This is a genomic window from Pseudomonas sp. PP3 (assembly GCF_905336995.1).
In the GTDB taxonomy this organism is placed as follows: domain Bacteria; phylum Pseudomonadota; class Gammaproteobacteria; order Pseudomonadales; family Pseudomonadaceae; genus Aquipseudomonas; species Aquipseudomonas reinekei.
The window spans coordinates 5,188,045-5,211,782 of the sequence record NZ_HG995459.1 but is presented as its reverse complement, the minus strand read 5'-3'; the positions used below and the strand labels follow the sequence as shown (position 1 = coordinate 5,211,782).

At 61.0% G+C, this 23,738-nt stretch carries 19 protein-coding genes; 11 read left to right on the top strand and 8 right to left on the bottom strand.

The annotated features are described in order from the left end of the window. Positions 1-312: a YqfO family protein gene (locus KHO07_RS23665; RefSeq protein ID WP_212625693.1), complete on the top strand. Its 312-nt coding sequence runs from the start codon at positions 1-3 to the stop codon at positions 310-312. A 203-nt stretch (positions 313-515) separates the two neighbouring features. Here KHO07_RS23665 and nagE read toward each other — a convergent pair whose 3' ends face one another. The 7 genes from nagE to KHO07_RS23630 form a co-directional block, all read right to left on the bottom strand. Next, on the bottom strand, positions 516-2,231 hold the full coding sequence (nagE, locus tag KHO07_RS23660) for an N-acetylglucosamine-specific PTS transporter subunit IIBC (protein WP_212625692.1): 1,716 nt from the start codon (positions 2,229-2,231) through the stop codon (positions 516-518). Positions 2,232-2,264: 33 nt separating this feature from the next. Then, positions 2,265-4,781: a phosphoenolpyruvate--protein phosphotransferase gene (ptsP, locus tag KHO07_RS23655; protein WP_212625691.1), complete on the bottom strand. Its 2,517-nt coding sequence runs from the start codon at positions 4,779-4,781 to the stop codon at positions 2,265-2,267. A 154-nt stretch (positions 4,782-4,935) separates the two neighbouring features. After that, the gene (locus tag KHO07_RS23650; protein ID WP_212625690.1) at positions 4,936-5,958 is read right to left on the bottom strand and encodes an SIS domain-containing protein; all 1,023 of its coding nucleotides are present in this window, start codon (positions 5,956-5,958) and stop codon (positions 4,936-4,938) included. After that, positions 5,939-7,045 (bottom strand): N-acetylglucosamine-6-phosphate deacetylase, encoded by a 1,107-nt coding sequence (gene nagA, locus KHO07_RS23645; RefSeq protein ID WP_212625689.1) that lies wholly within the window; start codon positions 7,043-7,045, stop codon positions 5,939-5,941. Before nagA ends, KHO07_RS23650 begins: the two co-directional genes overlap by 20 nt. 34 nt (positions 7,046-7,079) lie before the next feature. Continuing rightward, positions 7,080-7,811: a GntR family transcriptional regulator gene (locus tag KHO07_RS23640; protein ID WP_150731999.1), complete on the bottom strand. Its 732-nt coding sequence runs from the start codon at positions 7,809-7,811 to the stop codon at positions 7,080-7,082. A gap of 326 nt (positions 7,812-8,137) precedes the next feature. Beyond that, a complete protein-coding gene (locus KHO07_RS23635) occupies positions 8,138-8,641 on the bottom strand; it encodes a L,D-transpeptidase family protein (protein WP_150732000.1) in 504 nt (167 codons plus the stop codon). A gap of 108 nt (positions 8,642-8,749) precedes the next feature. After that, positions 8,750-9,301 carry an NUDIX hydrolase gene (locus KHO07_RS23630; protein ID WP_150732001.1) on the bottom strand — a complete coding sequence of 184 codons (552 nt, stop codon included), beginning with the start codon at positions 9,299-9,301 and terminating at the stop codon, positions 8,750-8,752. Positions 9,302-9,448: 147 nt separating this feature from the next. Between KHO07_RS23630 and KHO07_RS23625 the strand changes: the two genes are divergently transcribed. The 8 genes from KHO07_RS23625 to guaA all read left to right on the top strand — a co-directional run bounded on the left by KHO07_RS23625 (position 9,449) and on the right by guaA (position 16,814). Further along, positions 9,449-10,048, top strand: a complete 600-nt coding sequence (locus KHO07_RS23625; protein ID WP_150732002.1) for a CoA pyrophosphatase — start codon at positions 9,449-9,451, stop codon at positions 10,046-10,048. 55 nt (positions 10,049-10,103) lie between these two features. Further along, positions 10,104-10,628, top strand: a complete 525-nt coding sequence (locus KHO07_RS23620) for a gamma carbonic anhydrase family protein (RefSeq protein WP_212625688.1) — start codon at positions 10,104-10,106, stop codon at positions 10,626-10,628. Then, the gene (locus KHO07_RS23615; protein ID WP_212625687.1) at positions 10,625-10,840 is read left to right on the top strand and encodes a DUF1289 domain-containing protein; all 216 of its coding nucleotides are present in this window, start codon (positions 10,625-10,627) and stop codon (positions 10,838-10,840) included. Before KHO07_RS23620 ends, KHO07_RS23615 begins: the two co-directional genes overlap by 4 nt. A 209-nt stretch (positions 10,841-11,049) precedes the next feature. Beyond that, on the top strand, positions 11,050-11,517 hold the full coding sequence (locus KHO07_RS23610; RefSeq protein ID WP_150732004.1) for a VUT family protein: 468 nt from the start codon (positions 11,050-11,052) through the stop codon (positions 11,515-11,517). A 100-nt stretch (positions 11,518-11,617) separates the two neighbouring features. After that, positions 11,618-12,799, top strand: a complete 1,182-nt coding sequence (purT, locus tag KHO07_RS23605) for a formate-dependent phosphoribosylglycinamide formyltransferase (protein WP_212625686.1) — start codon at positions 11,618-11,620, stop codon at positions 12,797-12,799. Positions 12,800-13,002: 203 nt separating this feature from the next. Continuing rightward, the gene (locus KHO07_RS23600; protein WP_150732006.1) at positions 13,003-13,551 is read left to right on the top strand and encodes a sugar ABC transporter ATPase; all 549 of its coding nucleotides are present in this window, start codon (positions 13,003-13,005) and stop codon (positions 13,549-13,551) included. A gap of 117 nt (positions 13,552-13,668) precedes the next feature. Next, positions 13,669-15,138 (top strand): IMP dehydrogenase, encoded by a 1,470-nt coding sequence (gene guaB / locus KHO07_RS23595; RefSeq protein ID WP_150732007.1) that lies wholly within the window; start codon positions 13,669-13,671, stop codon positions 15,136-15,138. Between the two features lie 98 nt (positions 15,139-15,236). Beyond that, the gene (gene guaA, locus KHO07_RS23590; protein WP_150732008.1) at positions 15,237-16,814 is read left to right on the top strand and encodes a glutamine-hydrolyzing GMP synthase; all 1,578 of its coding nucleotides are present in this window, start codon (positions 15,237-15,239) and stop codon (positions 16,812-16,814) included. 96 nt (positions 16,815-16,910) lie between these two features. Here guaA and KHO07_RS23585 read toward each other — a convergent pair whose 3' ends face one another. After that, a complete protein-coding gene (locus KHO07_RS23585) occupies positions 16,911-21,731 on the bottom strand; it encodes a membrane-targeted effector domain-containing toxin (RefSeq protein WP_348532533.1) in 4,821 nt (1,606 codons plus the stop codon). 93 nt (positions 21,732-21,824) lie between these two features. On the opposite strand from KHO07_RS23585, the gene KHO07_RS23580 reads away from it, so the two are divergent. Both KHO07_RS23580 and tadA read left to right on the top strand, forming a co-directional pair. Beyond that, positions 21,825-23,201, top strand: coding sequence for a multicopper oxidase family protein (locus tag KHO07_RS23580; protein WP_150732010.1), 1,377 nt, complete (start codon positions 21,825-21,827; stop codon positions 23,199-23,201). Further along, entirely contained in the window at positions 23,201-23,698 is a 498-nt protein-coding gene (tadA, locus tag KHO07_RS23575) for a tRNA adenosine(34) deaminase TadA (RefSeq protein ID WP_212625685.1), read from the top strand. The genes KHO07_RS23580 and tadA overlap by 1 nt, the downstream gene beginning before the upstream one ends. Positions 23,699-23,738 lie beyond the last annotated feature (40 nt).

Below are 23,738 nucleotides of genomic sequence, written 5' to 3'. Positions count from 1 at the left end.
ATGTACAAACTCAGCTTTTTTGTTCCCGACAGCCATGTCGAAGTGGTCAAAAGCGCCGTATTCGCCGTCGGTGGCGGTCGAATCGGTGCTTACGATCACTGCGCATGGCAGGTGTTGGGCCAGGGCCAGTTTCGTCCACTGGAGGGCAGTCAGCCGTTCATTGGTGAAGCGGGCCAGGTCGAGCAGGTTGAGGAATGGAAAGTCGAGTTGGTGGTGGCCGATGAGTTGATTCGCTCGGTGGTGGCGGCTCTGAAACAGAGCCATCCCTACGAGACACCGGCGTATGAGGTGTGGCGGTTGGAGGATTTCTGATTCTCTGGCTGCTGAAATGAGAAACCCGCTGAGAGTGATTTCAGCGGGTTTTTTATGGCCTGTTATTTTGTGGTGAAGGTCCGGGCCTCATCGCTGGCAAGCCAGCTCCCACAGGTTTTGTGGCGATCACATGATCTGTGAGCAACCCTGAACACTGTGGGCGTTGGCTTGCCAGCGATGGCGGCCTGTCAGGCACCGAGGATCTAGACCTTGGCACTCACCTCACTGCGATTGACCAACGCTTCCAGCGCATCACTCAAGCTCGGCGCCTTGTCGCCGATCAGCAGGTGCCAGATTCCGTCCTCCAGCTGACTCACACCCTGGCAACCCAGCGCCTTCAAATCACATTCCGACAATGCGTTGCCATCCGCCAGTTGCAGGCGGATGCGGGTCATGGCCACGCAATCCAGTTGCAATACGTTGCCACCACCGCCCACAGCGTTCAGCCATTGCCGGGCTTCAGCGCTCGCCACCGTGGCAGCGGGTGGTGCGTCGACTGCGACCGCCGGGGTGGAGATCAGCGCCCGGCCCAGCGCCGGCATCGCCAGGCGAATTTCATCGGCAATGCTGTCGGCCATCGGCCCGACCACCACCTGCAAACTGCCGCCCTTGCCCGGTCGCACCACGGCCATGGCCCCCAGCGCTTTCAAGTCCGCGTCCGAGGCCTTGTTGCGATCGACCATGTCCAGGCGCAACCGTGTGGTGCAGGCGCCCACGGTGATCAGGTTTTCGGCGCCGCCCAAGGCCTTGATGTAAGCACCGGCCCGCTCGCTGTCGGCCACCGCGACTTTTTCGGCGATCGCGACATCTTCACGGCCCGGGGTTTTCAGGTCGAAGCGACGGATGCAGAAATCAAACACCACGTAATAGATGACGGCATAAGCCAGGCCCACCGGGAACACCATCCAGCCGTTGGTGGACTTGCCCCAGCCGAGGATCATGTCGATGAAACCACCGGAGAAGGTGAACCCCAAGTGGATGTTCAGCGCATTGGTGACGGCCATCGACAAACCGGTCAACAAGGCATGCAGCAGAAACAGCAGCGGCGCGAGGAACATGAAGGCGAATTCGATCGGCTCGGTCACGCCGGTCAGGAACGCGGTCAGGGCCATCGACAGGAAGATCCCGCCCATGACTTTGCGCCGTTCCGGCAAAGCGTTGCGGTACATCGCCAGGCACGCGGCGGGCAGGCCGAAAATCATCATCGGGAACATGCCGGTCATGAACTGGCCACCCTTCGGGTCACCGGCAAAGTAGCGTGACAAGTCTCCGGTCACCAGCGCGCCGGTGGTCGGGTCGGTGAAGTTGCCGAACACGAACCACGCCATGTTGTTGAGGATGTGGTGCAGGCCCGTGACGATCAGCAGGCGGTTGAACACGCCGAAGATGAACGCACCGAAGCTGCCGCTTTCCATCATCAATGTGCCGAAACTGTTGATGCCTTGCTGGATCGGCGGCCAGATGTAGCCGAAGATCACGCCCAGGCCGACGGCGGCGAAGCCGGTGACAATCGGCACGAAGCGCCGACCGCCAAAGAACGCCAGGTACTCCGGCAGCTTGATGTCCTTGAAACGGTTGTACAGCGCGCCGGCCATCAAGCCGCTGACGATCCCGGCGAGCATGCCCATGTTGATGCTCGCATCCAGCACCTTGAGCGTGGAGATCATCACCAGGTAGCCAATGACGCCGGCGAGGCCCGCCGTGCCGTTATTGTCCTTGGCGAAACCGACCGCGATGCCGATGGCGAAAATCATCGCCAGGTTGGCGAAAATCACCTGACCGGCGTCATGGATGATCGCGATGTTCAGCAGATCGGTGTCGCCCAGACGCAGCAACAAACCGGCAATCGGCAGGATCGCGATCGGCAGCATCAGCGCGCGGCCGAGGCGTTGCAGGCCTTCGATGAAGAGTTGGTACATGGCGGTTCTCCCTGGATTCTTGTTGTTGAGAGCTCAGCGCAAAGGCCAATGCTGATGACAGGCGTGACGTACCGCGCTGGCGCTGCTCAACTTCAGCAGGTCCTGGCTGATGCGCCGGCATTCGCTGGCGTCGAGGTGACGCACGCGGTCCTTGATTTCGCCGATCTGCACCGGGCTCACCGACAGTTCGCTGACGCCCAGCCCGATCAGTACCGGCGTCGCCAGCGGATCGGACGCCAAAGCGCCGCACACCCCGACCCAACGCTTGTGCCGTGCGGCACCGGCGCAGGTCTGGGCAATCAAGCGCAGCAACGCCGGGTGCAGCGCGTCGACTCGCGAGGCGAGGCCGGCGTGGTCGCGGTCCATGGCCAGGGTGTATTGCGACAGGTCGTTGGTGCCGATGGACAGGAAGTCCGCGTGTTCGGCCAGTTGCTCGGCCAGCAGCGCGGCGGCCGGGACTTCGATCATCACGCCCAGTTCCGGCCGTTGGCTCAGGCCCAGTTCGTGACACAAGGCTTCGAGGCGCTGGCGGATGTGCAGCAGTTCATCGACCTCGGTGACCATCGGCAGCAGGATTCGGCAACGTGACAACGGCGTGACGTGCAGCAACGCGCGCAATTGTTGGTCGAGGATTTCCGGGCGGGCCTGGGCCAGGCGAATGCCGCGCAGGCCGAGCACCGGGTTGGCCTCGGCGGGCAGTGGCAGGTAGTCGAGTTGCTTGTCGCCGCCGACGTCGATGGTGCGGATGATCACGGATTTGTCGCCCATGGCATCGAGCACCGCTTGATAGGCGTGATGTTGCTCGCGTTCGTCCGGGGCGGTCTGGCGATCGACGAACAGGAACTCGGTCCGCAGCAAACCAACGCCGTCGGCGCCATTGGCCAGGGCGTTCGCCGCTTCTTCGCTGGAGGCGACATTGGCCGCGACTTCGATGTGCAGGCCATCAACGGTTTGCGCGGGGCTGTGGGCCTGAGCCTGTTGCTCGGCGCGACGTTGTCGGCGATCCAGTTGCGCTTGCTCCACTTGAGCCAGACGCTCAACGCTGGGCATCAGTTCGAGGCGCCCACCCTCGGCGTCCAGCACCACCGCTTGACCCTGTTGCTGGTCGAGCAGCGACGCGCCGAGTGCGACCATGCACGGCAAGCCTTTGCCCCGCGCAAGAATCGCCACGTGGGAGGTCGCGCCACCTTCGGCCATGCACAACCCGGCCACGCCTTGCTGGCTCAGTTGCAGCAGATCGGACGGGGTCAGTTCATGGGCGGCAACAATGGCGCCGGGCGGCAGTTCGTAATGCCAGGCTTCACCGAGCAGGGCGCGCAGCACCCGCTGCTTGAGGTCGCGCAGGTCGTTGGCGCGTTCGGCCAGCAGCGCGCTGCCCAGTTGCTGGAGCACATCGCATTGCGCGTCGATCGACTGGCTCCAGGCGTGGGTCGCGGCAGTGCCGAGGTCAATCGAGTGATGGGCGGCGTCGAGCAATGCCGGGTCTTCCAGCAGTGCGAGGTGAGCGGCGAAGATGGCTTCTTCGTCGGTCTGTTTGTGTTTTCTGGCCTGGCTCAGGGTGGCGGTGATTTCGCTGTGCACCTGGGTTAGCGCGGTGTCGAGGGTTTGTCGTTGCTGTGCCGGATCATTGTGCCCGGCATCCGCCGGCAGGCTGATCGCGCTCAAGCGAAACAGCGGCCCGGCGACGAGGCCGGGGGCTGCGCAGACGCCGTGCAACACGCCCGCTTCAGGCACCCGTTGGCGTTGGACCATCGGTGTCGGCGCGGCGGCGTGATGCTCTTCAGCCAACGCCGTGGACAAGGCCGTGAGCAAGGCTTGCAACGCGGCTTCAGCGTCCGGTCCCTGGCAGCTGACCTGAACGTCGTCCTGCTCGCCGATGGCCAAACCCATCAGGCCGATCAGGCTGTCGCAGGTTGCCGATTTACCGCCAAAGTGCAGTTTCGATTTGCTCTTGAAGCCCTGCGCGGTCTGACGAATCAGCGCGGCTGGCCGAGCGTGCAAACCGCCGCGGTGGGCGATGCGGATGTGGCCGACGATCTCTTCGCCGACAGGCTCCGCTTCAGCCTGCGCACCTGCAACCTGGCGGCGGATGATGTGCAGCAACGGTTCACCGACCCTCACCGATTTGAGCGTGATGGGACGAGCCTGGAAATCCTGGCTGTTGGTGAGAATCAGCAAGCTGACCAGGCTTTTGCACTGTTGCGCGACCTTGTCCTGATCGTAGCGCAGCAGCGGCTGGCCGTTGGTGACCCGTGCGCCTTCCTCCACCAGCATGGTAAAGCCCTGGCCTTGCAACTCGACCGTGTCCAGACCCAGATGCAGCAACAGCTCGGCGCCGTTATCGGCCCGCAAGGTCACAGCGTGGCCGGTGCGGGCGACGTGCACCACGACACCGGCGCACGGCGCGTGGAGGGTGTCGTTCAGCGGGTCGATGGCAATCCCGTCGCCCATGGCACCGCTGGCAAACACCGCATCCGGAACTTTGGCGAGCGTGAGCACCGGGCCGCTGAGCGGGGCGCTGAGGGTCAGCTCTTTATTGTTTTTGTGCATGGCTCGGTCTCATTGAAAACAGAATTCAGATCGATACGCCCTCTGTAGGAGCCGAGCTTGCTCGCGATGACGTCGGTACATCCGAAAGTTCATCTGTGGCTGTAATGCCGTCATCGCGAGCAAGCTCGGCTCCTACAGAGGTGTGGGGTTGCGTTTAGTGCGTGCGCGTGACTTTGCTCAGGTGCCGTGGCTGGTCCGGGTCCATGCCGCGAGCGACGGCCAGGGCGGCGGCCATCACGTAGAAGCTCTGGATCGCGAGGATCGGATCGAGGGCCGGGTGTTCGGCGCGGGTCAATGTCAGGTTGCGTTCAAGCACGTCATCCGGCGCGGCGAGCAACACCCGGGCGCCGCGTTGGCGCATGTCCGCCGCCAGGCTCAGCAAACCGGCCTGCTCGGCGCCCCGTGGGGCGAAAACCAGCAGCGGGTAGTTGTCGCCGATCAACGCCATCGGGCCGTGACGCACTTCGGCGCTGCTGAAGGCTTCGGCCTGAATCGCCGAGGTTTCCTTGAACTTGAGTGCCGCTTCCTGAGCGATGGCGAAACCGGCGCCACGGCCGATCACCATCAGGCGCTGACAATCGCGCAAGGCTTCGATGGCCGGGCTCCAATCCTGTCGTGCGGCATCGCGCAGGCCTTCGGGCAAGGCGCGGCCGGCTTCAAGCAGTTCGGCATCTTCTTTCCAGTGGCCGATCAACCGGGCGCTGGCGCTGAGGGTGGCGATGAAACTCTTGGTCGCGGCCACGCTGCTTTCCGTACCGGCCAACAACGGCAGGCTGAACTCACAGGCGGCTTCCAGCGGCGAGTCTGCGGCGTTGACCATCGCCACGCTCAACGCGCCGCGTTTGCGCAACAGGCGCAGGCTGTTGACCAGGTCGGGACTTTGCCCCGATTGCGAAAACGCGAATGCGACCTGACCGCTGACCTTCAGCGGCGCCTGCTGCATGGTCACCACCGACATCGGCAGCGATGCCACCGGAAAACCCAGCAGTTGCATGGTCAGGTAGGCGAAGTAGCTGGCCGCGTGATCGGAACTGCCACGCGCCACGGTCATGACCACTTGCGGCGGCTGGCGACGCAGGCGTGCGGCAATTTCGATCATTTGCGGGTCGAGTTGCTGCAGTTGGGCTTGCACGGCCTCGAACGAGGACAGCGCCTCTTCAAGCATTTTTGAAGTCAATGTCTTCTCCTTCGACCATGACGGCGGTCAGTTTCAGTGAGCGGTCCAGCCGCACGCAGTCGGCCCAGGCACCTGGTTGCAGGCGCCCGCGTTCGGTAATGCCGAGGTAGTCGGCGGGGAATTGCGACAGGCGCTGCGAAGCCTCGGCGATCGGTAAACCGATCTTCACCAGGTTGCGCAGGGCCTGATCCATGGTCAGGGTGCTGCCGGCCAGGGTGCCGTCGGGCAGGCGCACGCCGCCCAGGCATTTGGTCACGGTGTGGCTGCCGAGCTTGTATTCACCGTCGGGCATGCCGGCGGCGGCGGTCGAGTCGGTGACGCAATACAGGCACGGGATCGAACGCAGGGCGACGCGGATGGCGCCTGGGTGGACGTGCAGCAAGTCGGGAATCAACTCGGCGTATTGGGCGTGGGCCAGTGCCGCGCCGACGATTCCCGGTTCGCGGTGATGCAACGGGCTCATGGCGTTATAGAGATGGGTGAAACTGGTGGCGCCGGCTTCCAGCGCGGCGACGCCTTCCTCGTAGCTGCCCAGTGTGTGGCCGATCTGCATGCGGATGCCACGGGCGCTGAGGGCGCGAATCAGTGCATCGTGACCGGCGATTTCCGGGGCGATGGTGATCACCCGGATCGGTGCCAGCGCCAGGTACTCTTCGACTTCGGCCATCAGCGCGGTGTGGGCGAAATTCGGTTGTGCACCCAGTTTGCCGGGGTTGATGTATGGGCCTTCGAGGTGGACGCCGAGGACCCGGGCGCTGCCTTTTGGTCGCTGTTCGCTGAACTCGCCGACGGCTTTGAGCACGCGCAGGATTTCCTCGCTCGGCGCGGTCATGGTGGTGGCCAGCAGCGACGTGGTGCCGAAGCGCACATGGGTTTTAGTGATGGTTTCGAAGGCCGGTGCGCCTTCCATGATGTCTTTGCCACCGCCGCCGTGTACGTGCAGGTCGATGAACCCCGGCAGCAGATAAGGCAGGTCGTTGTGCGCCGGATCGCAGGGGACGCCTTCGATGGAAACGATCTTGCCGTGTTCGTGAACCAGTCGGCCGCGAACCCAGCCGTGGGCGCTGAGGATGTTGTCTTCGGACATGTCGGAATCTCGGTGTTTGGCGGCCGGCTATGGGTTAGCGACGCAGCTCGGCGACAAAGTCGTAATAGTCGTTACGGCAATAGGTGTCGGTGACTTCGATGGGCGTGTTGTCTTCGAGGTAGCCGACCCGGGTCATCAGCAGCATGGCGGTGCCAGGCGCGATGCCCACCAGTGCGGCGAACTCGTCCGAGGCATTGATCGCCTGAATGTGCTGCAACGCGCGGACAATCGGTTTGCCGATGCCGTCGAGGTATTCGTAGAGGGAAGCGCCCACCGCCTGCGGCTTGGGGATGATCGAGGCGGGCAGGGTGCTCATTTCGATGGCCATGACCGTGTCGTCGGCTTTGCGCAGGCGCTTGAGGCGCGCGACCTTGTCGTTGGGCGACAGGCCAAGGCGGATCAATTCTTCGTGGGTCGGCAGGGTGATTTCCCGCTCCAGCCATTGCGAGCCGGGGACGAAACCCTTGAGTCGGAGCATCTCGCTGAAACCCGACAGGCGCGACAACGGTTGTTCCAGGCGTGGCGTGATGAAGGTGCCGGAACCCTGGTTGCGGCGGATCAGACCTTGTTCGAGCAGCACTTCCAGTGCTTTGCGTGCGGTGACACGGGAGATGCCGAGCATTTCGCTGAGATTGCGTTCTGACGGCATCGCCTGTTCGGCTTTCCACTGGCCGGCATGGATCGCCGATTCCAGATTACGCGCCAATTGCAGGTACAGCGGCGTCGGTTGAGTGTCGTCGGGGCGCAGGGCCTGGAGATCGTTCATTGTTTGGCTGTCCGAAACGTATGTAGGAATTGTCGCTCGGGTGTGCCGGAAAACTAATACCACTTAAATACCATGTCAACGCCAGTACTGGGCTGTTGGCACGGGAAAGCCTGCCCTTTAAGGCTGGGTGAGTGGGGCTTGGTTTGAAGTGGTATTAGAGAGGAGGATTTTGAAAGCAAAGATCGCGGCCTGCGACAGTTCCTGCAGGGGGAAATGGTATTCACCCTGCCGAAGGCTGCGATCTTTTGATTTTTTTTGCGAGGGCGACCAAAGGTAGTGCCAGCAATGAACATTGTGGGGAGGGAGCAAGCTCCATCGCCACAGAGTTACGGGCGGATTTCGATCATCGTGCCGTCCGGCACCAGGTTCCAGACTTCGCGCATGTCCATGTTGCGCATGGCGATGCAGCCGTCGGTCCAGTCCAGGGTATGGAACAGTTGCTCTGGGTTGTCTTCGGTATCCGGTGTGCCATGGATCATGATCATGCCACCGGGATCGACGCCTTCACGTCGGGAGCGGGCGGCGTCGCTGATGTTCGGGTAGGAAATGTGCATCGCCAGGTTGAATTTTTCACTGGTCTTGCGCCAGTCGAGCCAATAGAAACCTTCCGGCGTGCGTTTGTCGCCTTCCATCAGTTTCGGACCCTTGGGGCGTTTGCCCAGGGAGATGCGATAAGTCTTGATCGGCTTGCCGTCATTGATCAATTGCAACTGGTGGGCAGACTTGAGAACCAGAACTTTCTCGATGACTTTGCCGTTCAGGGTTTCCACGGCAGATGCCTGGGACACCGAGATGAATGACAAGCAGAACAGGGCAAGCAACCAGCGCATTGAAACGATTCCCCAGAGAGGTGTCGCGACTATTTATTTATAGATGTTTTTGAAGGAGCTGCCGCTGGCGGCGATTTTTCAGCGGCTACGAATGATACCAATATGGCATCAACTAATGGCAGGCTGCGCAAGCGGCGGGATCGATTCGGACCGCACGGGGTAGGTCTCTGCCCGCCGGTCAGCGAAGAAACATTCTAAGGTACGGCCCACCGTGCGAAAAGCCAGCTCGTCCCAAGGGATGTCCGCTTCGTCGAATAATTGCACTTCCAGGCTCTCTGGACCTGCGGCAAAGTCGAGATCCGCCAGTTCGGCGCGGAAAAACACATGCACCTGGCTGATGTGTGGCACGTCGATCAGGGTGTAGATGCTCAGGTTGCGCACCCGGGCGCAGGCTTCCTCGGCGGTCTCGCGAACTGCCGCCTGCTCGATGGTTTCACCGTTTTCCATGAAGCCGGCAGGTAGGGTCCAGTAACCGCGGCGCGGCTCTATCGCGCGGCGGCAGAGCAGGACCTGGGTACCCCAGGTCGCGACGCAGCCAGCGACGATATTGGGGTTCTGGTAGTGAATGGCCTGACAACTGTCGCAGACAAACCGCAGGCGCGAATCGCCTTCGGGAATGCGTTGGGTCACCGGGTTGCCGCACTGACTGCAAAATTTCATGCTTGGGTTCCTGAATGCTGCGCCTATCTTGGCGTGCGGCGGTGTCTGTCGGCAAGTTGTCGTTTCGCGACACACCGCTGTCCGGGGGGTTGGGCGACCGCAGCGATTGGTGCATGATGCAGCGTAAGGCACAGATCGAGAACACTCATGCTGGACGAGCTACTGCATCGGGTAAGTCATCACACACCGCGCACGCTGGAGACTGACCGACGTTTCCCCGAGGCCGCCGTACTGGTGCCTATCACCCGCAGCGAAGAACCGGAACTGGTCCTGACCCTGCGCGCCAGCGGCCTCTCGACCCATGGCGGTGAAGTCGCCTTCCCCGGCGGCCGTCGCGACCCCGAAGACCCGGACCTGATTTTCACCGCCCTGCGCGAAGCCGAAGAAGAGATCGGCCTGCCACCGGGTCTGGTCGAGGTGATCGGTCCGTTGAGCCCGTTGATCTCCCTGCACGGCATCAAGGTCACGCCTTATGTGGGGGTGATTCCGGATTTCGTCGAGTACCGCGCCAACGATGCCGAAATCGCCGCGGTGTTCAGCGTACCGCTGGAATTCTTCCGCAAAGACCCGCGCGAACACACCCATCGCATCGATTACCAGGGCCGCAGCTGGTACGTGCCGAGTTACCGCTACGGCGAGTACAAGATCTGGGGTTTGACGGCGATCATGGTCGTCGAGTTGATCAATCTGCTCTATGACGCGAAAATCAGCCTGCATCAGCCCCCCAAAAGCTTCATCAATACCTGAAGCCATCGTTCGAATGGCCGCAAACCTGGCTGCCTGAGCCCTGAGGAAAACCACAATGAAATACCGCCTGGGCGACGCCCGTGTCGAAACCCACCCACAGAGCTGGGTGGCACCCAATGCCGTGCTGGTGGGCAAGGTCAAGCTGGAAGAGGGCGCCAACGTCTGGTTCAACGCCGTATTGCGTGGCGACAACGAATTGATCCTGATCGGCAAGAACAGCAACGTCCAGGACGGCACTGTGATGCACACCGACATGGGCTACCCGCTGACCATCGGCACCGGCGTGACCATCGGCCACAACGCCATGCTCCACGGCTGCACCGTGGGCGACTACAGCCTGATCGGAATCAATGCGGTGATTCTAAACGGCGCGAAAATCGGCAAGAACTGCATCATCGGCGCCAATTCGCTGATCGGTGAAGGCAAGGAAATTCCCGACGGTTCGCTGGTGATGGGTTCGCCGGGCAAGGTCGTGCGCGAGCTGACCGAACAGCAGAAGAAAATGCTCGAGGCCAGTGCCGCTCATTACGTGCACAACGCCCAGCGTTATGCCCGTGATTTGGCCGAGCAAGAACAATGACCGCGACCGAACGCCCAGTGGCATCGCCCTGCGTGAACATCTGTGCGCTGGACGACGATGATATTTGCACCGGTTGCCAGCGTACGGTGGAAGAAATCACCCGTTGGAGCCGAATGGACAACGAGGAACGCCGCAAGGTGCTCGGGTTGTGTCATGAACGGGCGAAGGCCAGTGGTTTGATCTGGATGTTGCCGACCAAATCCAGTAACTGAATAGAGCGGGCTTTCGTGGCGAGGGAGCTTGCTCCCGCTGGGTTGCGAAGCAGCCCCGATCTGGTCGATGCCATTTCCTCTGACACACACCGCCTTGTGGTTTTGGGACCGCTTCGCGCTCCAGCGGGAGCAAGCTCCCTCGCCACAGGTTATTTGTATCCGAAGATGAAGTAATCTGTGCGCAAAATTGACAGGTGTTCCCACGCCCCATGCTCTTCCTGATCGCCTATATCAGCAGCGTCGTGCTGATCAACTTCGCCTTTTCCACCGCCCCGCACCTGGACATCATCTGGTCGGCCTGGGGTGGCCTGGTGTTCATCCTGCGCGACATGGTGCAAACCCGTTTCGGTCACGGCGCCATCGCGGCGATGCTGGCGGCGCTGGTGCTGTCCTATATCACGTCCGATCCGTCCATCGCCCTGGCCAGCGCCACGGCGTTCGCGGTGTCGGAGTGCATCGACTGGCTGGTGTTCAGTATCACCAAGCGCCCGTTGCACGACCGCCTGTGGATAAGTTCGGCGCTGAGCATTCCCCTCGATACCTTTATCTTTTTCGGCATGATCGATGCGCTGACGCCCGGTGTGATCCTCACCGCGCTGGGCTCGAAGTTCGCCGGTGTGACCGCCGTGTGGCTGATCATGGCCTGGCGCCTGCGCAAACAGGCTGTCGTCAGCTGAAGCCAAACCCTGCGGTTCATGTAAAATGCCGCGCTTTCTCCCCATGGATCGCGCGTATTGCGCCGTATCCTCGATGATCCGCTCCTTTGAGGACCTTCAGATGACCCGTATCGGAACTCCGTTGTCGCCGACCGCGACCCGCGTATTAATGTGTGGCTGTGGCGAATTGGGCAAGGAAGTGGTGATCGAGCTGCAACGCCTGGGCGTTGAAGTGATTGCCGTGGACCGCTACGCCAACGCGCCGGCCATGCAGGTAGCGCACCGCAGCCACGTGATCAACATGCTGGATGGCGCCGCCCTGCGTGCCGTGATCGAAGCCGAGAAGCCGCATTTCATCGTGCCGGAAATCGAAGCTATCGCCACCGCGACCCTGGTCGAGCTGGAGTCCGAAGGTTTCACCGTAATCCCGACCGCGCGCGCCGCGCAGTTGACCATGAACCGCGAAGGCATCCGTCGCCTGGCCGCCGAAGAGCTGGACCTGCCAACCTCGCCGTACCACTTCGCCGACACGTTCGAGGATTACAGCAAGGCTGTCGAAGACCTCGGTTTCCCGTGTGTGGTCAAGCCGGTGATGAGCTCGTCGGGCAAGGGCCAGAGCCTGTTGCGCAGCGCTGATGACGTCAAAACAGCCTGGGACTACGCGCAAGAAGGCGGCCGTGCCGGTAAAGGCCGCGTGATCATCGAAGGCTTCATCGATTTCGACTACGAAATCACCCTGTTGACCGTGCGTCACGTCGGCGGCACCACCTTCTGTGCGCCGGTCGGCCATCGTCAGGAGAAGGGCGACTACCAGGAATCCTGGCAGCCACAAGCCATGAGCCCGATTGCCCTGGCTGAATCCGAGCGTGTCGCCAAGGCGGTGACTGAAGCGTTGGGCGGCCGTGGTCTGTTTGGCGTCGAGCTGTTCATCAAGGGTGATCAGGTGTGGTTCAGCGAAGTGTCGCCGCGCCCGCACGACACCGGCCTGGTGACCCTGATTTCTCAGGACCTGTCGCAGTTCGCCCTGCATGCCCGCGCGATTCTGGGCCTGCCGATCCCGTTGATCCGTCAGTTCGGGCCTTCGGCGTCGGCGGTGATTCTGGTGGAAGGGCAGTCGACCCAGACCGCTTTCGCCAATCTGGGCGCCGCGCTGAGCGAGCCGGATACCGCGCTGCGTCTGTTCGGCAAGCCTGAAGTCAACGGCCAGCGCCGCATGGGTGTGGCCCTGGCGCGCGACGAGTCGATCGAAGCCGCCCGCGCCAAGGCGACCCGCGCTTCGCAGGCGGTGGTCGTGGAGCTGTAAAAACCTCTCGGACTGGTCGGCCCTCTTCTGTAGGAGCGGGCTTGCCCGCGATAGCGGTGGTTCAGTCGACATCACTGTTTGAAGTGCTGACGCCATCGCTGGCAAGCCAGCTCCTACAAGGTCGGTGCCAGGCATCATGTCTGGGTCGACCCATAATTTGTGGGTATTCAAGTCCCTTCATTAAAGCTTCAGGCCTGTATCCCATGAATTCGCAAAGCATCATCGTCCCGAAAATCTCCACATTGCCGGTGCACGAGCCCCGGGCACGGGCGATTGTGCGTTGGCTGGTGCGCAAGAACATCGTCAAGGAAGAACTGACCACCTGCGGCCGCACCGGCAATCGCATGGCGCATGCCATTGGCGACGGCGCCCGGGCAGTGGTCTTGCACCCCGAAGCCTTGCCGTTTGGCGAGCCGGTCAACGGCCTGGAGATCGTCACCAAGCGTTGCATCTATACGCCGGCCAAGGGCTTCCTTGAAGAAGCGGGCTGCGCCGAGTGCCGCAAGGAAATTGGCGAAGCGCTGTTCGAAAGCCTCGAAGACTGGATGCCGGGGCGCACCGATAACTTCATCTGCCCGGAATGCGGGCACGAAGACGACATCAACGGCTTTCTCTTTTTGCAGGAATGCGGGTTTTCCAACCTGGGTTTCATCTTCAACAATTGGGCTGAAGCCGGGTTCAAACAGAGCTTTCTCGACGAATTCGCCGATTGGCTGGATCAGCCAGTGAGTTGGGTCAAAGTCGAGTTGTAGGTGGCAATTATTCCCGTACATCCGCAATGCCGATAATAGACAGAGTTTTACATTGAACCCGAAGGGGTGTCTGACTATAATGGCGCGCTTCCATTTTCCCGCTCGGGAGCCCCCGCGATGCTGCGTATCAGCCAAGAAGCTCTGACATTCGACGACATTCTCCTAGTGCCCGGTTATTCCGAGGTGCTTCCTAACGAAGTCAGTCTCAAGACCCGCCTTACCCGTGGCATCGAACTGAATATTCCATTGGTTTCTGCCGCCATGGACACCGTCACTGAAGCCCGTCTGGCAATTGCCATGGCCCAGGAAGGTGGTATCGGCATCATCCACAAGAACATGACCATCGAGCAGCAAGCTGCCGAAGTGCGCAAGGTCAAGCGTTACGAAGCCGGTGTGGTCAAGGACCCGATCACCATCGACGCCGACGCTACCGTGCGTGAGCTGTTCGAATTGACCCGCATGCACAACATCTCCGGCGTCCCGGTGCTGCACAATGGCGACCTGGTCGGCATTGTCACTTCCCGTGACGTGCGTTTCGAGAACCGTCTGGAAGCCACTGTCCGTGAAGTGATGACGCCTAAAGAGCGTCTGGTCACGGTCAAGGAAGGCGCCGACAAGAACGACGTGCGTGAACTGCTGCACAAGCACCGCATCGAGCGCGTGCTGATCGTCGATGACAAATTCGCCCTCAAAGGCATGATGACCGTCAACGACATCGAAAAAGCCAAGGCTTACCCGCTGGCCAGCAAGGACGATCAAGGTCGTCTGCGCGTTGGCGCTGCAGTCGGTACCGGTAAAGACACCGGTGATCGCGTGGCAGCCCTGGTCAACGCTGGTGTTGACGTGGTGGTGGTCGACACCGCTCACGGTCACTCCAAAGGCGTGATCGACCGCGTTCGCTGGGTCAAACAGAATTTCCCTGACGTGCAGGTCATCGGCGGCAACATCGCCACCGGCGCTGCCGCCAAGGCCTTGGCCGAAGCCGGCGCTGACGCCGTCAAGGTCGGTATCGGCCCAGGCTCGATCTGCACCACCCGTATCGTCGCCGGTGTCGGCGTCCCGCAAATCAGTGCCATCGCCAACGTTGCCGCTGCCCTTGAAGGCACTGGCGTACCGTTGATTGCCGATGGCGGCATCCGTTTCTCCGGTGACCTGTCCAAGGCCATCGTAGCCGGTGCTTCCTGCGTGATGATGGGCTCGATGTTCGCCGGTACCGAAGAAGCGCCGGGCGAGATCGAACTGTTCCAGGGCCGTTCGTACAAGGCTTATCGCGGCATGGGTTCGTTGGGCGCCATGTCCCAGGCCCAGGGCTCCTCCGACCGTTACTTCCAGGACTCCTCGGCAGGCGCCGAGAAGCTTGTACCTGAAGGGATCGAAGGGCGTGTGCCGTACAAGGGCACCCTGAGCGCGATCATCCACCAGTTGATGGGCGGCCTGCGTTCCTCGATGGGTTACACCGGCAGTGCCGACATCGAAGAAATGCGCACCAAGCCTGAGTTCGTGCGGATCACCGGCGCTGGCATGGCCGAGTCCCACGTTCACGACGTGCAGATCACCAAAGAAGCGCCAAACTACCGCGTAGGTTGAGCCTTCAAGCAAAAAGTTAACGACCGGGGCTGTTTTATTCAGCCCCGAGTTGTTTCTGAATCACGACTGTTTCTGAATGACTTAGACGAGACTGAATCATGGCCCTCGATATTCACGCTCACCGCATCCTGATCCTCGACTTCGGTTCCCAGTACACCCAACTGATCGCCCGCCGCGTGCGTGAAATCGGTGTGTACTGCGAACTGCATCCATTCGACATGGACGAAGATGCGATCCGCGAATTCGCTCCTAAAGGCGTCATCCTCGCTGGCGGCCCAGAGTCGGTCCACGAAGCCAACAGCCCTCGCTGCCCGCAAGCCGTGTTTGACTTGGGCGTGCCGGTCTTCGGTATCTGCTACGGCATGCAGACCATGGCCGAGCAACTGGGTGGCAAGGTTGAAGGTTCCGAGCTGCGTGAGTTCGGTTATGCCCGCGTAGACGTGGTCGGCAAGAGCCGCCTGCTGGACGGCATCGAAGACCACATCGACGCCGATGGCCTGTTCGGCCTCGACGTATGGATGAGCCACGGTGACAAGGTCACCAAGATGCCGGAAGACTTCCACATCCTGGCCAGCACCCCGAGCTGCCCGATTGCCGGTATGTTCAGCGACGAGCGTCGCTACTACGGCGTGCAGTTCCACCCGGAAGTGACCCACACCAAGCAGGGCGGTCGCATCCTGTCCCGTTTCATCCTCGACATCTGCGAGTGTGAAGCCCTGTGGACGCCGTCGAAGATCGCTGAAGACGCCATCGCCCAGGTTCGCGCCCAGGTTGGCACCGACAACGTCCTGCTCGGCTTGTCCGGCGGCGTGGACTCGTCCGTGGTTGCCGCGCTGCTGCACAAAGCCATTGGCGACCAGCTGACGTGCGTGTTCGTCGACAACGGCCTGCTGCGCCTGCACGAAGGTGAGCAGGTGATGGCCATGTTCGCGGAGAACATGGGCGTCAAGGTGATCCGCGCCAACGCCGAGGATCAGTTCCTCGACAACCTGGCCGGCGAGTCCGACCCGGAGAAGAAGCGCAAGATCATCGGCCGTACCTTCATCGACGTGTTCGATGCCCAATCCAACAAACTGGAAAACATCAAGTACCTGGCCCAGGGCACCATCTACCCGGACGTGATCGAGTCGGCTGGCGCGAAAAGCGGCAAGGCCCACGTGATCAAGTCGCACCACAACGTGGGTGGCCTGCCGGAAGAAATGAACCTCAAGCTGGTTGAACCGCTGCGTGAGCTGTTCAAGGACGAAGTCCGTCGTCTGGGCCTGGAACTGGGCCTGCCGTACGACATGGTCTACCGTCACCCGTTCCCGGGTCCGGGCCTGGGCGTACGTATCCTCGGTGAAGTGAAGAAGGAATACGCCGACCTGTTGCGTCGCGCCGACCACATCTTCATCGAAGAACTGCGCAAAGCCGACTGGTACCACAAAGTCAGCCAGGCCTTCGTGGTGTTCCAGCCGGTGAAATCGGTGGGCGTTGTAGGCGATGGCCGTCGTTACGCCTGGGTCGTGGCCCTGCGTGCCGTGGAAACCATCGACTTCATGACCGCGCGTTGGGCACACCTGCCTTACGAACTGCTGGAAACCGTCAGCGGCCGCATCATCAATGAAATCGAAGGCATCTCCCGCGTCACCTACGACGTGTCGAGCAAGCCGCCGGCGACCATTGAGTGGGAGTGATCGTGATTGAGCCGCTGAATCCCGGCTCAAAACGATAGCGACAAAAGAAGCCCCCGATCGTGAGACCGGGGGCTTCTTGCGTTTCAGGGACCGGGGTTACTGCGGCAAGCGGCCTTCGAGGTGCATGCCCATGCGGCTGAGCGCCCAGGACATCTCTTCGATGTTGGCATAAGGCACCTGATGCACTTGGGTCCAGGCGGCGCGATTGATCTGGTAGTTGCCGTCGGCCGTGCGTTCGATCAGCGTTCTGGTCAGTTGACCGGCTCTGCTGCGATGAATCAGCGTCCAGTTCCCGTCTGACTTCTCGAAAGTAAACATGCCTTGCCTGAACAGCATCCGGTTCAGCTCCTCCGGGGTCCTTTCGAGCAAGGGCATTGGCATCTGCAAGCTAAGGTCTGCGTGCAGGGTGTCGAAATCTGCGCTCGCAGGTTCGTGCTCGGTGGCAAAGCCGCGCCCCACATCAACCCCGCGATCCGTTTCAATCAACAGGGGATCTTCGGGTAGAACCTCTTCGATGCGCAATCCAACCCCTCCCTGCATCTCGCTGATGCCAGCCATACCGCGAAAGGTATTGATATTTTCCTGATCCGTCAGCACCACCCATTTTCCCGCTCCGTTGAGCGTTTTATCCGCCTGCATGATGGTGTGGGTAAGGTAGGTTTTGATGGCTTGTTCATGCATGTCGGGCAGCGGCGAGCCGGGGAAACGGTAACTGGCCAGGCAGTCTGTGGCCTGTATCCGAATGCCGTGTTGTTGAGCCGCCTTGACCACTTCAAGTGGTGTGAAGCGCCCGCTTGGATCGCTGGTCAGCTGCTGCAAATACGTATTGAGATCACTGGGCATCGATCCCGACTCGAAGAATTGATCGAGCTGGACTTGGTTGAAATCGTTGAGCAGACGATGGAAATAGATCGTCTTGACTTTCTGTTGAGCCAGGATCGGCATGTTCTCGACCAAAAACCGCATGCTGGCAATGCGATCCTGGCTTTCACCGATGACCAGGCCAGGAGCCGCTTCAAAGATCTTCGGGATCAGTTCCGCGGTGGTGATCGATGGCGTCACGACAGGGAGCTGGGGGCGCGCAGGCAATGAAGCGGTGAGCCCTTGGCGGGAAAAGAACATTCGGGCGTCCAGTGACAACTTGGTGCGCGAGGCCGCGACGTATTGTTCGTAAGTGGACATGGCGCGAACGCTACCGTCGGGTTGGCGCAGGAGTCTGATGTGGGTTTCTCTTTCGTCCAGCGCCAGCTTTCTGATCCTGAATCGGTCACTCGCGTCGTATTGCGTTGATGGGCGTCGCAGGATGGCCGACGGTGGCGTTTGAACCGAGGCAGGAACGGAGGTCGAGGCGGCTGCAGGGACTTGCGACGATCCCGGATGGCGGTTGCCGCCACCCTTGAGTCCGGCTCTGGGTGTCAGCTCCCACTTGCCTTGCGCATTGAGACGCACCGGGTGCGTTCCTGAAAACGCGTCCGGATTTTCCGGATCGATAATGGCCCAGGTGCCGCCTGCGTTGGGGTCGGTTTCGTAGCGCACGTAATAGGCCGTGTCATCGAGCAGGATCGCGGTGGCGGGGTTGGAATCGAGTTGATAGATGCCCTGGTATTTTCCGGGCTCACTCACCGGTGTCAGACCATCAAGCAGTTCATTGGCTTGCCACTGGATTGGGACTTCGATGCGCTGTGAGGCGTCTGACACGCCTGAACCGAGTTCTCCTGACACCTCGGCGGGCCAGCCCATGGCCTTCATGCCTTTGGCGATCAATGCCTCTTTCAGCTCATCGAGGTCATTCACCGTCATGGACTCGTATGCAGGCCGCAGCGGGGTATCCAGGTTGAGCCTGCCGCCGGGCGTTATCCTGATGGCGCTGTCCGCCATTCGATTTTCGGCGTTGCGGTAAACCACCAGGACGCTGCTTCTGTAGCGCTGAAAGGTGAACATTCCCGGTTCCGGCAACAGTGCTTTCAGTTCTTGTGGTGTTCTATAGGCCCACGGCGTTTCTATTTGAAGGCGCCAGTCACCCTTGATCAGGTCGTGGACGGCGCTGAAATCAGTGCCGTCGGACACGTCATAAACAGGGGAGTCGGGATAGTCCGAGTACTCCACCGCTAACCCTGGATCGGCGGCGATGGGGTGCGCCTGCCCCGGTACGACGTCATCGATACGAATGCTCAGGGCGTCGGTCTGTTCGCTGATGCCGCGGTAACCTCTGAAAGTCGCCATGTTTTCGTTACCGACCAGGGCCACCCATTTGGCCGGTGGTTTCAACTCTTCATTGAGTTGAATGACCTCGCCGGCGACGTAGTTCCTCGCCATCTGGTAATTCGACTCCCAGGCGTAAGGTCCTTTGTTGATGTTGTAGGTGATAGACATGTCGAGGGCTTGAACCCGGATTTTGTGGGCGTTGGCGGCTTTCACCAGCGCCAGCAGGTTGTACCTGCCAGCCGGGTCGTTGCCGGCCTGGATGTCGAGTTTCTTCAGGTAGTTTTCCAGTTCGACGGGCATCTGGCCGGTTCGCGCGAAGGTGTCCAGGTCGGATTGATTGACGTTCGCCAGCAGCTCTTGCACGTACAGGGTTCGCACGCGATGCTCGGCGAGGGCGGGCATGTTATCGATCAGGAACTGTTTGCTGGCGATACTGCCTTGGCTCTCGCCGATGACCAACCGGGGTTTTTCCGCGAATGCCGTTTCAAGCAACTGGCTCGGTGTCGCAATGGCTGGTGCAGAAGTGACCGGCAGGCGTGCAGTGGGTGGATGAAGCTCGTAATACGCCTTTGCGTAACGGATCAGCTCTCGGCGGGGTTCTTCTTGAGCCGTCTCGAAATCGCTGAAGTAAGTAACCTCATCGCCGAGGGGACCCCCCAGTACGCTGCCGACATCGATACCGCCCACCGACAAAATCCGTCTGTACGGACTGCGCACGTCAGGCCCGCCGAGCGCCCATGCCCTCATTTGAGGGTCTTCAATAGTGTGCGAACTGACGCCAGGTGATCTCGCCCATTCCTCGACGTCGGGTTCGCCGCTCGCACCGCCTGCCGCCTCGGCGGGTTCCACCAAGCCGCCTCGCAGGCCCAGCTTGGGAAGCACCTCCCATTCTTCTGCGTCCTTCAAAAAACGTACTGGAATCGAACCGGAGAACCCCTCGGGGTGGGCCGGATCGATGATCGCCCAGTGACCACGACCATTGAGACTGTTTTCAAAGCGCACGTAATAGGCGCTGCCGTTGAGTTTGATGGCCGACGAGGGATTGGCCGCGAGTCGATGGATACCCTGGAATTTACCCGGTTCACGGACCCGTGTTGCGTCATCGAGCAGCAGGTCGATCTTGAAGGTGTCCGGGATTAACGGAGCGGAGGAGGCCGCCTCGGTGTTGTCGGGCAAGCCTGCCACTGGCTCGGAGGGGTCGGACGGCTCGACAGTCGACTGACTGGTGGGTTCGCTGCTCTCGCCCGGTTTTGTTGCCTGGCTGTATTCAGCCATTTCTTCCGCCTCGGCGGCATCGATCCCGGGGCCGACTTCTTCCAGTGAGCCAGGTCCCTTCAGAACGGCCAGGTTGAACAGCAAATCAATACTGGCGAACACTGCGCCGATGACACCCGCCTTACGCTCCTGGGCGGTGTTTGCATTGACCGCCTGATCGATGTTCAAGCCCAGGTTGGCGATGCTGGCCCCGACGACCGGCAGCGCAATCGGCCAGCCGATGACCGCCATCGGGCCGAAGACTTTGAGGCCGGCGCTGAGGTAGCCGATCCAGAGTTTTTTGCGCAGATCACCATTGGACGTCAGCGAGAGTTCGGCTTCGGCGAACATCGCCGCTTTGGTCGAGTCGCTCAACCAGCTGAGCGCATCGCCGCTGACAGCCTTGTTTTTTTGATTGATCAGGTGATGGTCGTACTTGCCCCAGGTGCTGACCAGCCGGTTCATGATATCGGTGATGTTTTCGGCGATGGTCTGGCGATCGGCCAGGGAAAAATGCGTCATGAACGCTTGGCGCGCATCTTCCGTATTCATCCGCTGCAACATCCAGTAGTGCATGTCTATCGCGGTTTCCTGGACCTGAAAGGCGTCGGTTTCACCGGGCACGTAAATAATCTGACGGCCTTTGGGCGCAACAAAACGCAGGATGTTGGTGGCTTGGTATCCGTCGACGTCCAGCGTGCGAACGTTGTCAGCGCAAGGATGCCTGGCTTGCAGCATCTGCAGGTCGACGGGCCAGGTGATCGGGCCCGTCACGGCGTTCGTGACGAACTGGAAGTCATCGTCGCTCAACTGTTGTTTATCTCGCGCCTTCACTGCCTGGATCAGGAAATTGCACTTGGCGAGCGTGCGGAAGTTGTCGCTGGATTCTTTCCAGAATGCGGTCAATTCATCGGTATAGCGGGTGCTGAAATCGATGCTCCAGAATTCCTTCAGCACCTCGTTGCCGTGCAGGCGTACTTCGTTGGTTTCGTTGAAGGTCCCGGCGTTCGGGCCGGCGGTATAGAAGCCGGCATACACATCCAGCAGGTCGGCGTTGTCCTGGTCGCTGGCGCGAAAGCGGTGGATCACCAGTTGTGTCAGGGTCATGGTCGATGTCGGCGTGGCATGGACATGCTCCCAACCGGTGAATGCTTTCGAGCTGCTTTGCGAGGCGTCGAAGCGGTGGAAGTACACCTGATCCGGATCAAGGTCAGTGATGCCGGCTTTTTTCAGTAAGTCGCTGGCGACGTCGTGCGCCGTGTCTTGCAGGCTGGGACAGGTCTCGATGACCGTTTTGGCGATGGCCTTCAAGGCTGTTTTGTCCGCCGCGTTGGGCAATGGACGTGTTTCGTTCGGGTTCATGGGCTCTCGTTCCTTGAGATAACGGGACATCGAGAATGGCCCGTTCGCGCGCCTCATGTGCACTACATATGTATAGCGGCGCGGACGTGCGGCCACAGGTCACCCTTACCGTTTCGCAGTTGCAGGTGTATCGTATTCGCCTTTTGCGGGCCCCTGGGCCTGACGCTGATTTGTGAGGTAGATGAGTTCATGTCCTTTTCCCGTCGACAAATACTCGGTGGTCTGGCCGGTCTTGTGGTGGTTGGCGTGGGAGCCGGTGGCGCGTCGCGGTACTGGTTGGGCAAGATGGCCGACGCGGACGCCGGTCACGACTATGAACTGATCGCCGCACCCCTGGACGTCGAGTTGGTACCGGGACACAAGACCGAAGCCTGGGCGTTCGGCCCGTCGGCGCCCGGCACCGAGTTGCGCGTGCGCCAGGGCGAATGGCTGCGGGTGCGCTTCATCAACCACCTGCCGGTCGCCACCACCATTCACTGGCACGGCATCCGCCTGCCGCTGGAGATGGACGGCGTGCCATACGTCTCGCAATTGCCGGTGTTGCCGGGCGAATATTTCGATTACAAGTTCCGCGTGCCCGATGCCGGCAGCTACTGGTATCACCCGCACGTCAGCAGCAGCGAAGAACTCGGTCGTGGACTGGTCGGTCCGCTGATCGTCGAAGAGCGGGAGCCCACCGGTTTCAAATACGAAAAAACCTTGAGCCTGAAGAATTGGCACATCGATGAGCAGGGCGCTTTCGTCGACTTCAGTATTCCCCGGGAGGCGGCCCGTGGGGGTACGGCGGGGCGCCTGTCGACCATCAACGGCGTGCCGCTGGCGGTGATCGATTTGCCTGCCGGGCAGATCACTCGCGTGCGTTTGCTCAACCTCGACAACACCCTGACCTATCGCCTGAACATCCCCGGCGTCGAAGCGCAGATTTATGCGCTGGATGGCAACCCCGTCGAACCGCGCCCGCTCGGCAAGGAATACTGGCTCGGCCCCGGCATGCGTATCTGCCTGGCGATCAAGGCACCGCCGGCCGGTGAAGAGTTGTCCCTGCGCAACGGCCCGGTGCGCCTGGGGACGCTAAGGTCTGTCGCCAATACTGACGCGCCGACGCAGTGGCCGCCCGCGCTGCCCGCCAACCCGGTGGCCGAGCCGGACCTGGCCAATGCCGAGAAACTCAACTTCAATTTCGAATGGGTCGGTTCGGTGTCGGTGAACGTCGACAACGGCAAACCGCCGAGCCTGTGGCAGATCAACGGCCAGGCCTGGGACATCACCGACAAGACCTGCGCCGACCGCCCGATTGCCAAGCTCGAGAAGGGCAAGAGCTACATTTTCGAACTGAAAAACATGACCCAGTATCAACACCCGATCCACCTGCACGGCATGAGCTTCAAGGTGATTGCCTCGAACCGGCACAAGGTGATTCCGTATTTCACCGACACCTACCTGCTGGGCAAGAACGAGCGCGCGCAAGTCGCGCTGGTGGCGGATAATCCCGGGGTGTGGATGTTCCATTGCCATGTGATCGACCACATGGAAACCGGCCTGATGGCCGCAATCGAGGTGGCGTGATGCGTCAGATTCGTCCCGCTGCCATCATCGATCGCAGCCGTGATCACGACTTCATGCGCGAAGCGTTGGCGCTGGCCGCCCAAGGTGCGGCTCTTGGTGAAGTGCCGGTGGGCGCGGTGCTGGTGCAGGGCGGGGAAATCATCGGCCGCGGCTTCAATTGCCCGATCAGTGGCAATGATCCGAGCGCCCACGCTGAAATGGTCGCGATCCGGGCGGCGGCACAGGCTGTCAGCAACTACCGGCTGCCCGGCAGCACCCTCTACGTGACGCTGGAGCCATGCAGCATGTGCGCCGGGCTGATCGTGCATTCGCGGATTGCGCGGGTGGTGTATGGCGCGCTGGAGCCCAAGGCCGGGATCGTGCAGAGCCAGGGGCAGTTTTTTACCCAGGTTTTTTTGAATCACCGGGTGTTGTATGAAGGCGGGGTGTTGGCGCAGGAGTGCGGGACGGTGCTGAGCGAGTTCTTCAAGGCCCGGCGCGCGAAGCCCTCAGACTGAACTCGACACTGTAGGCGCTGGCTTGCCAGCGATGGCGTCG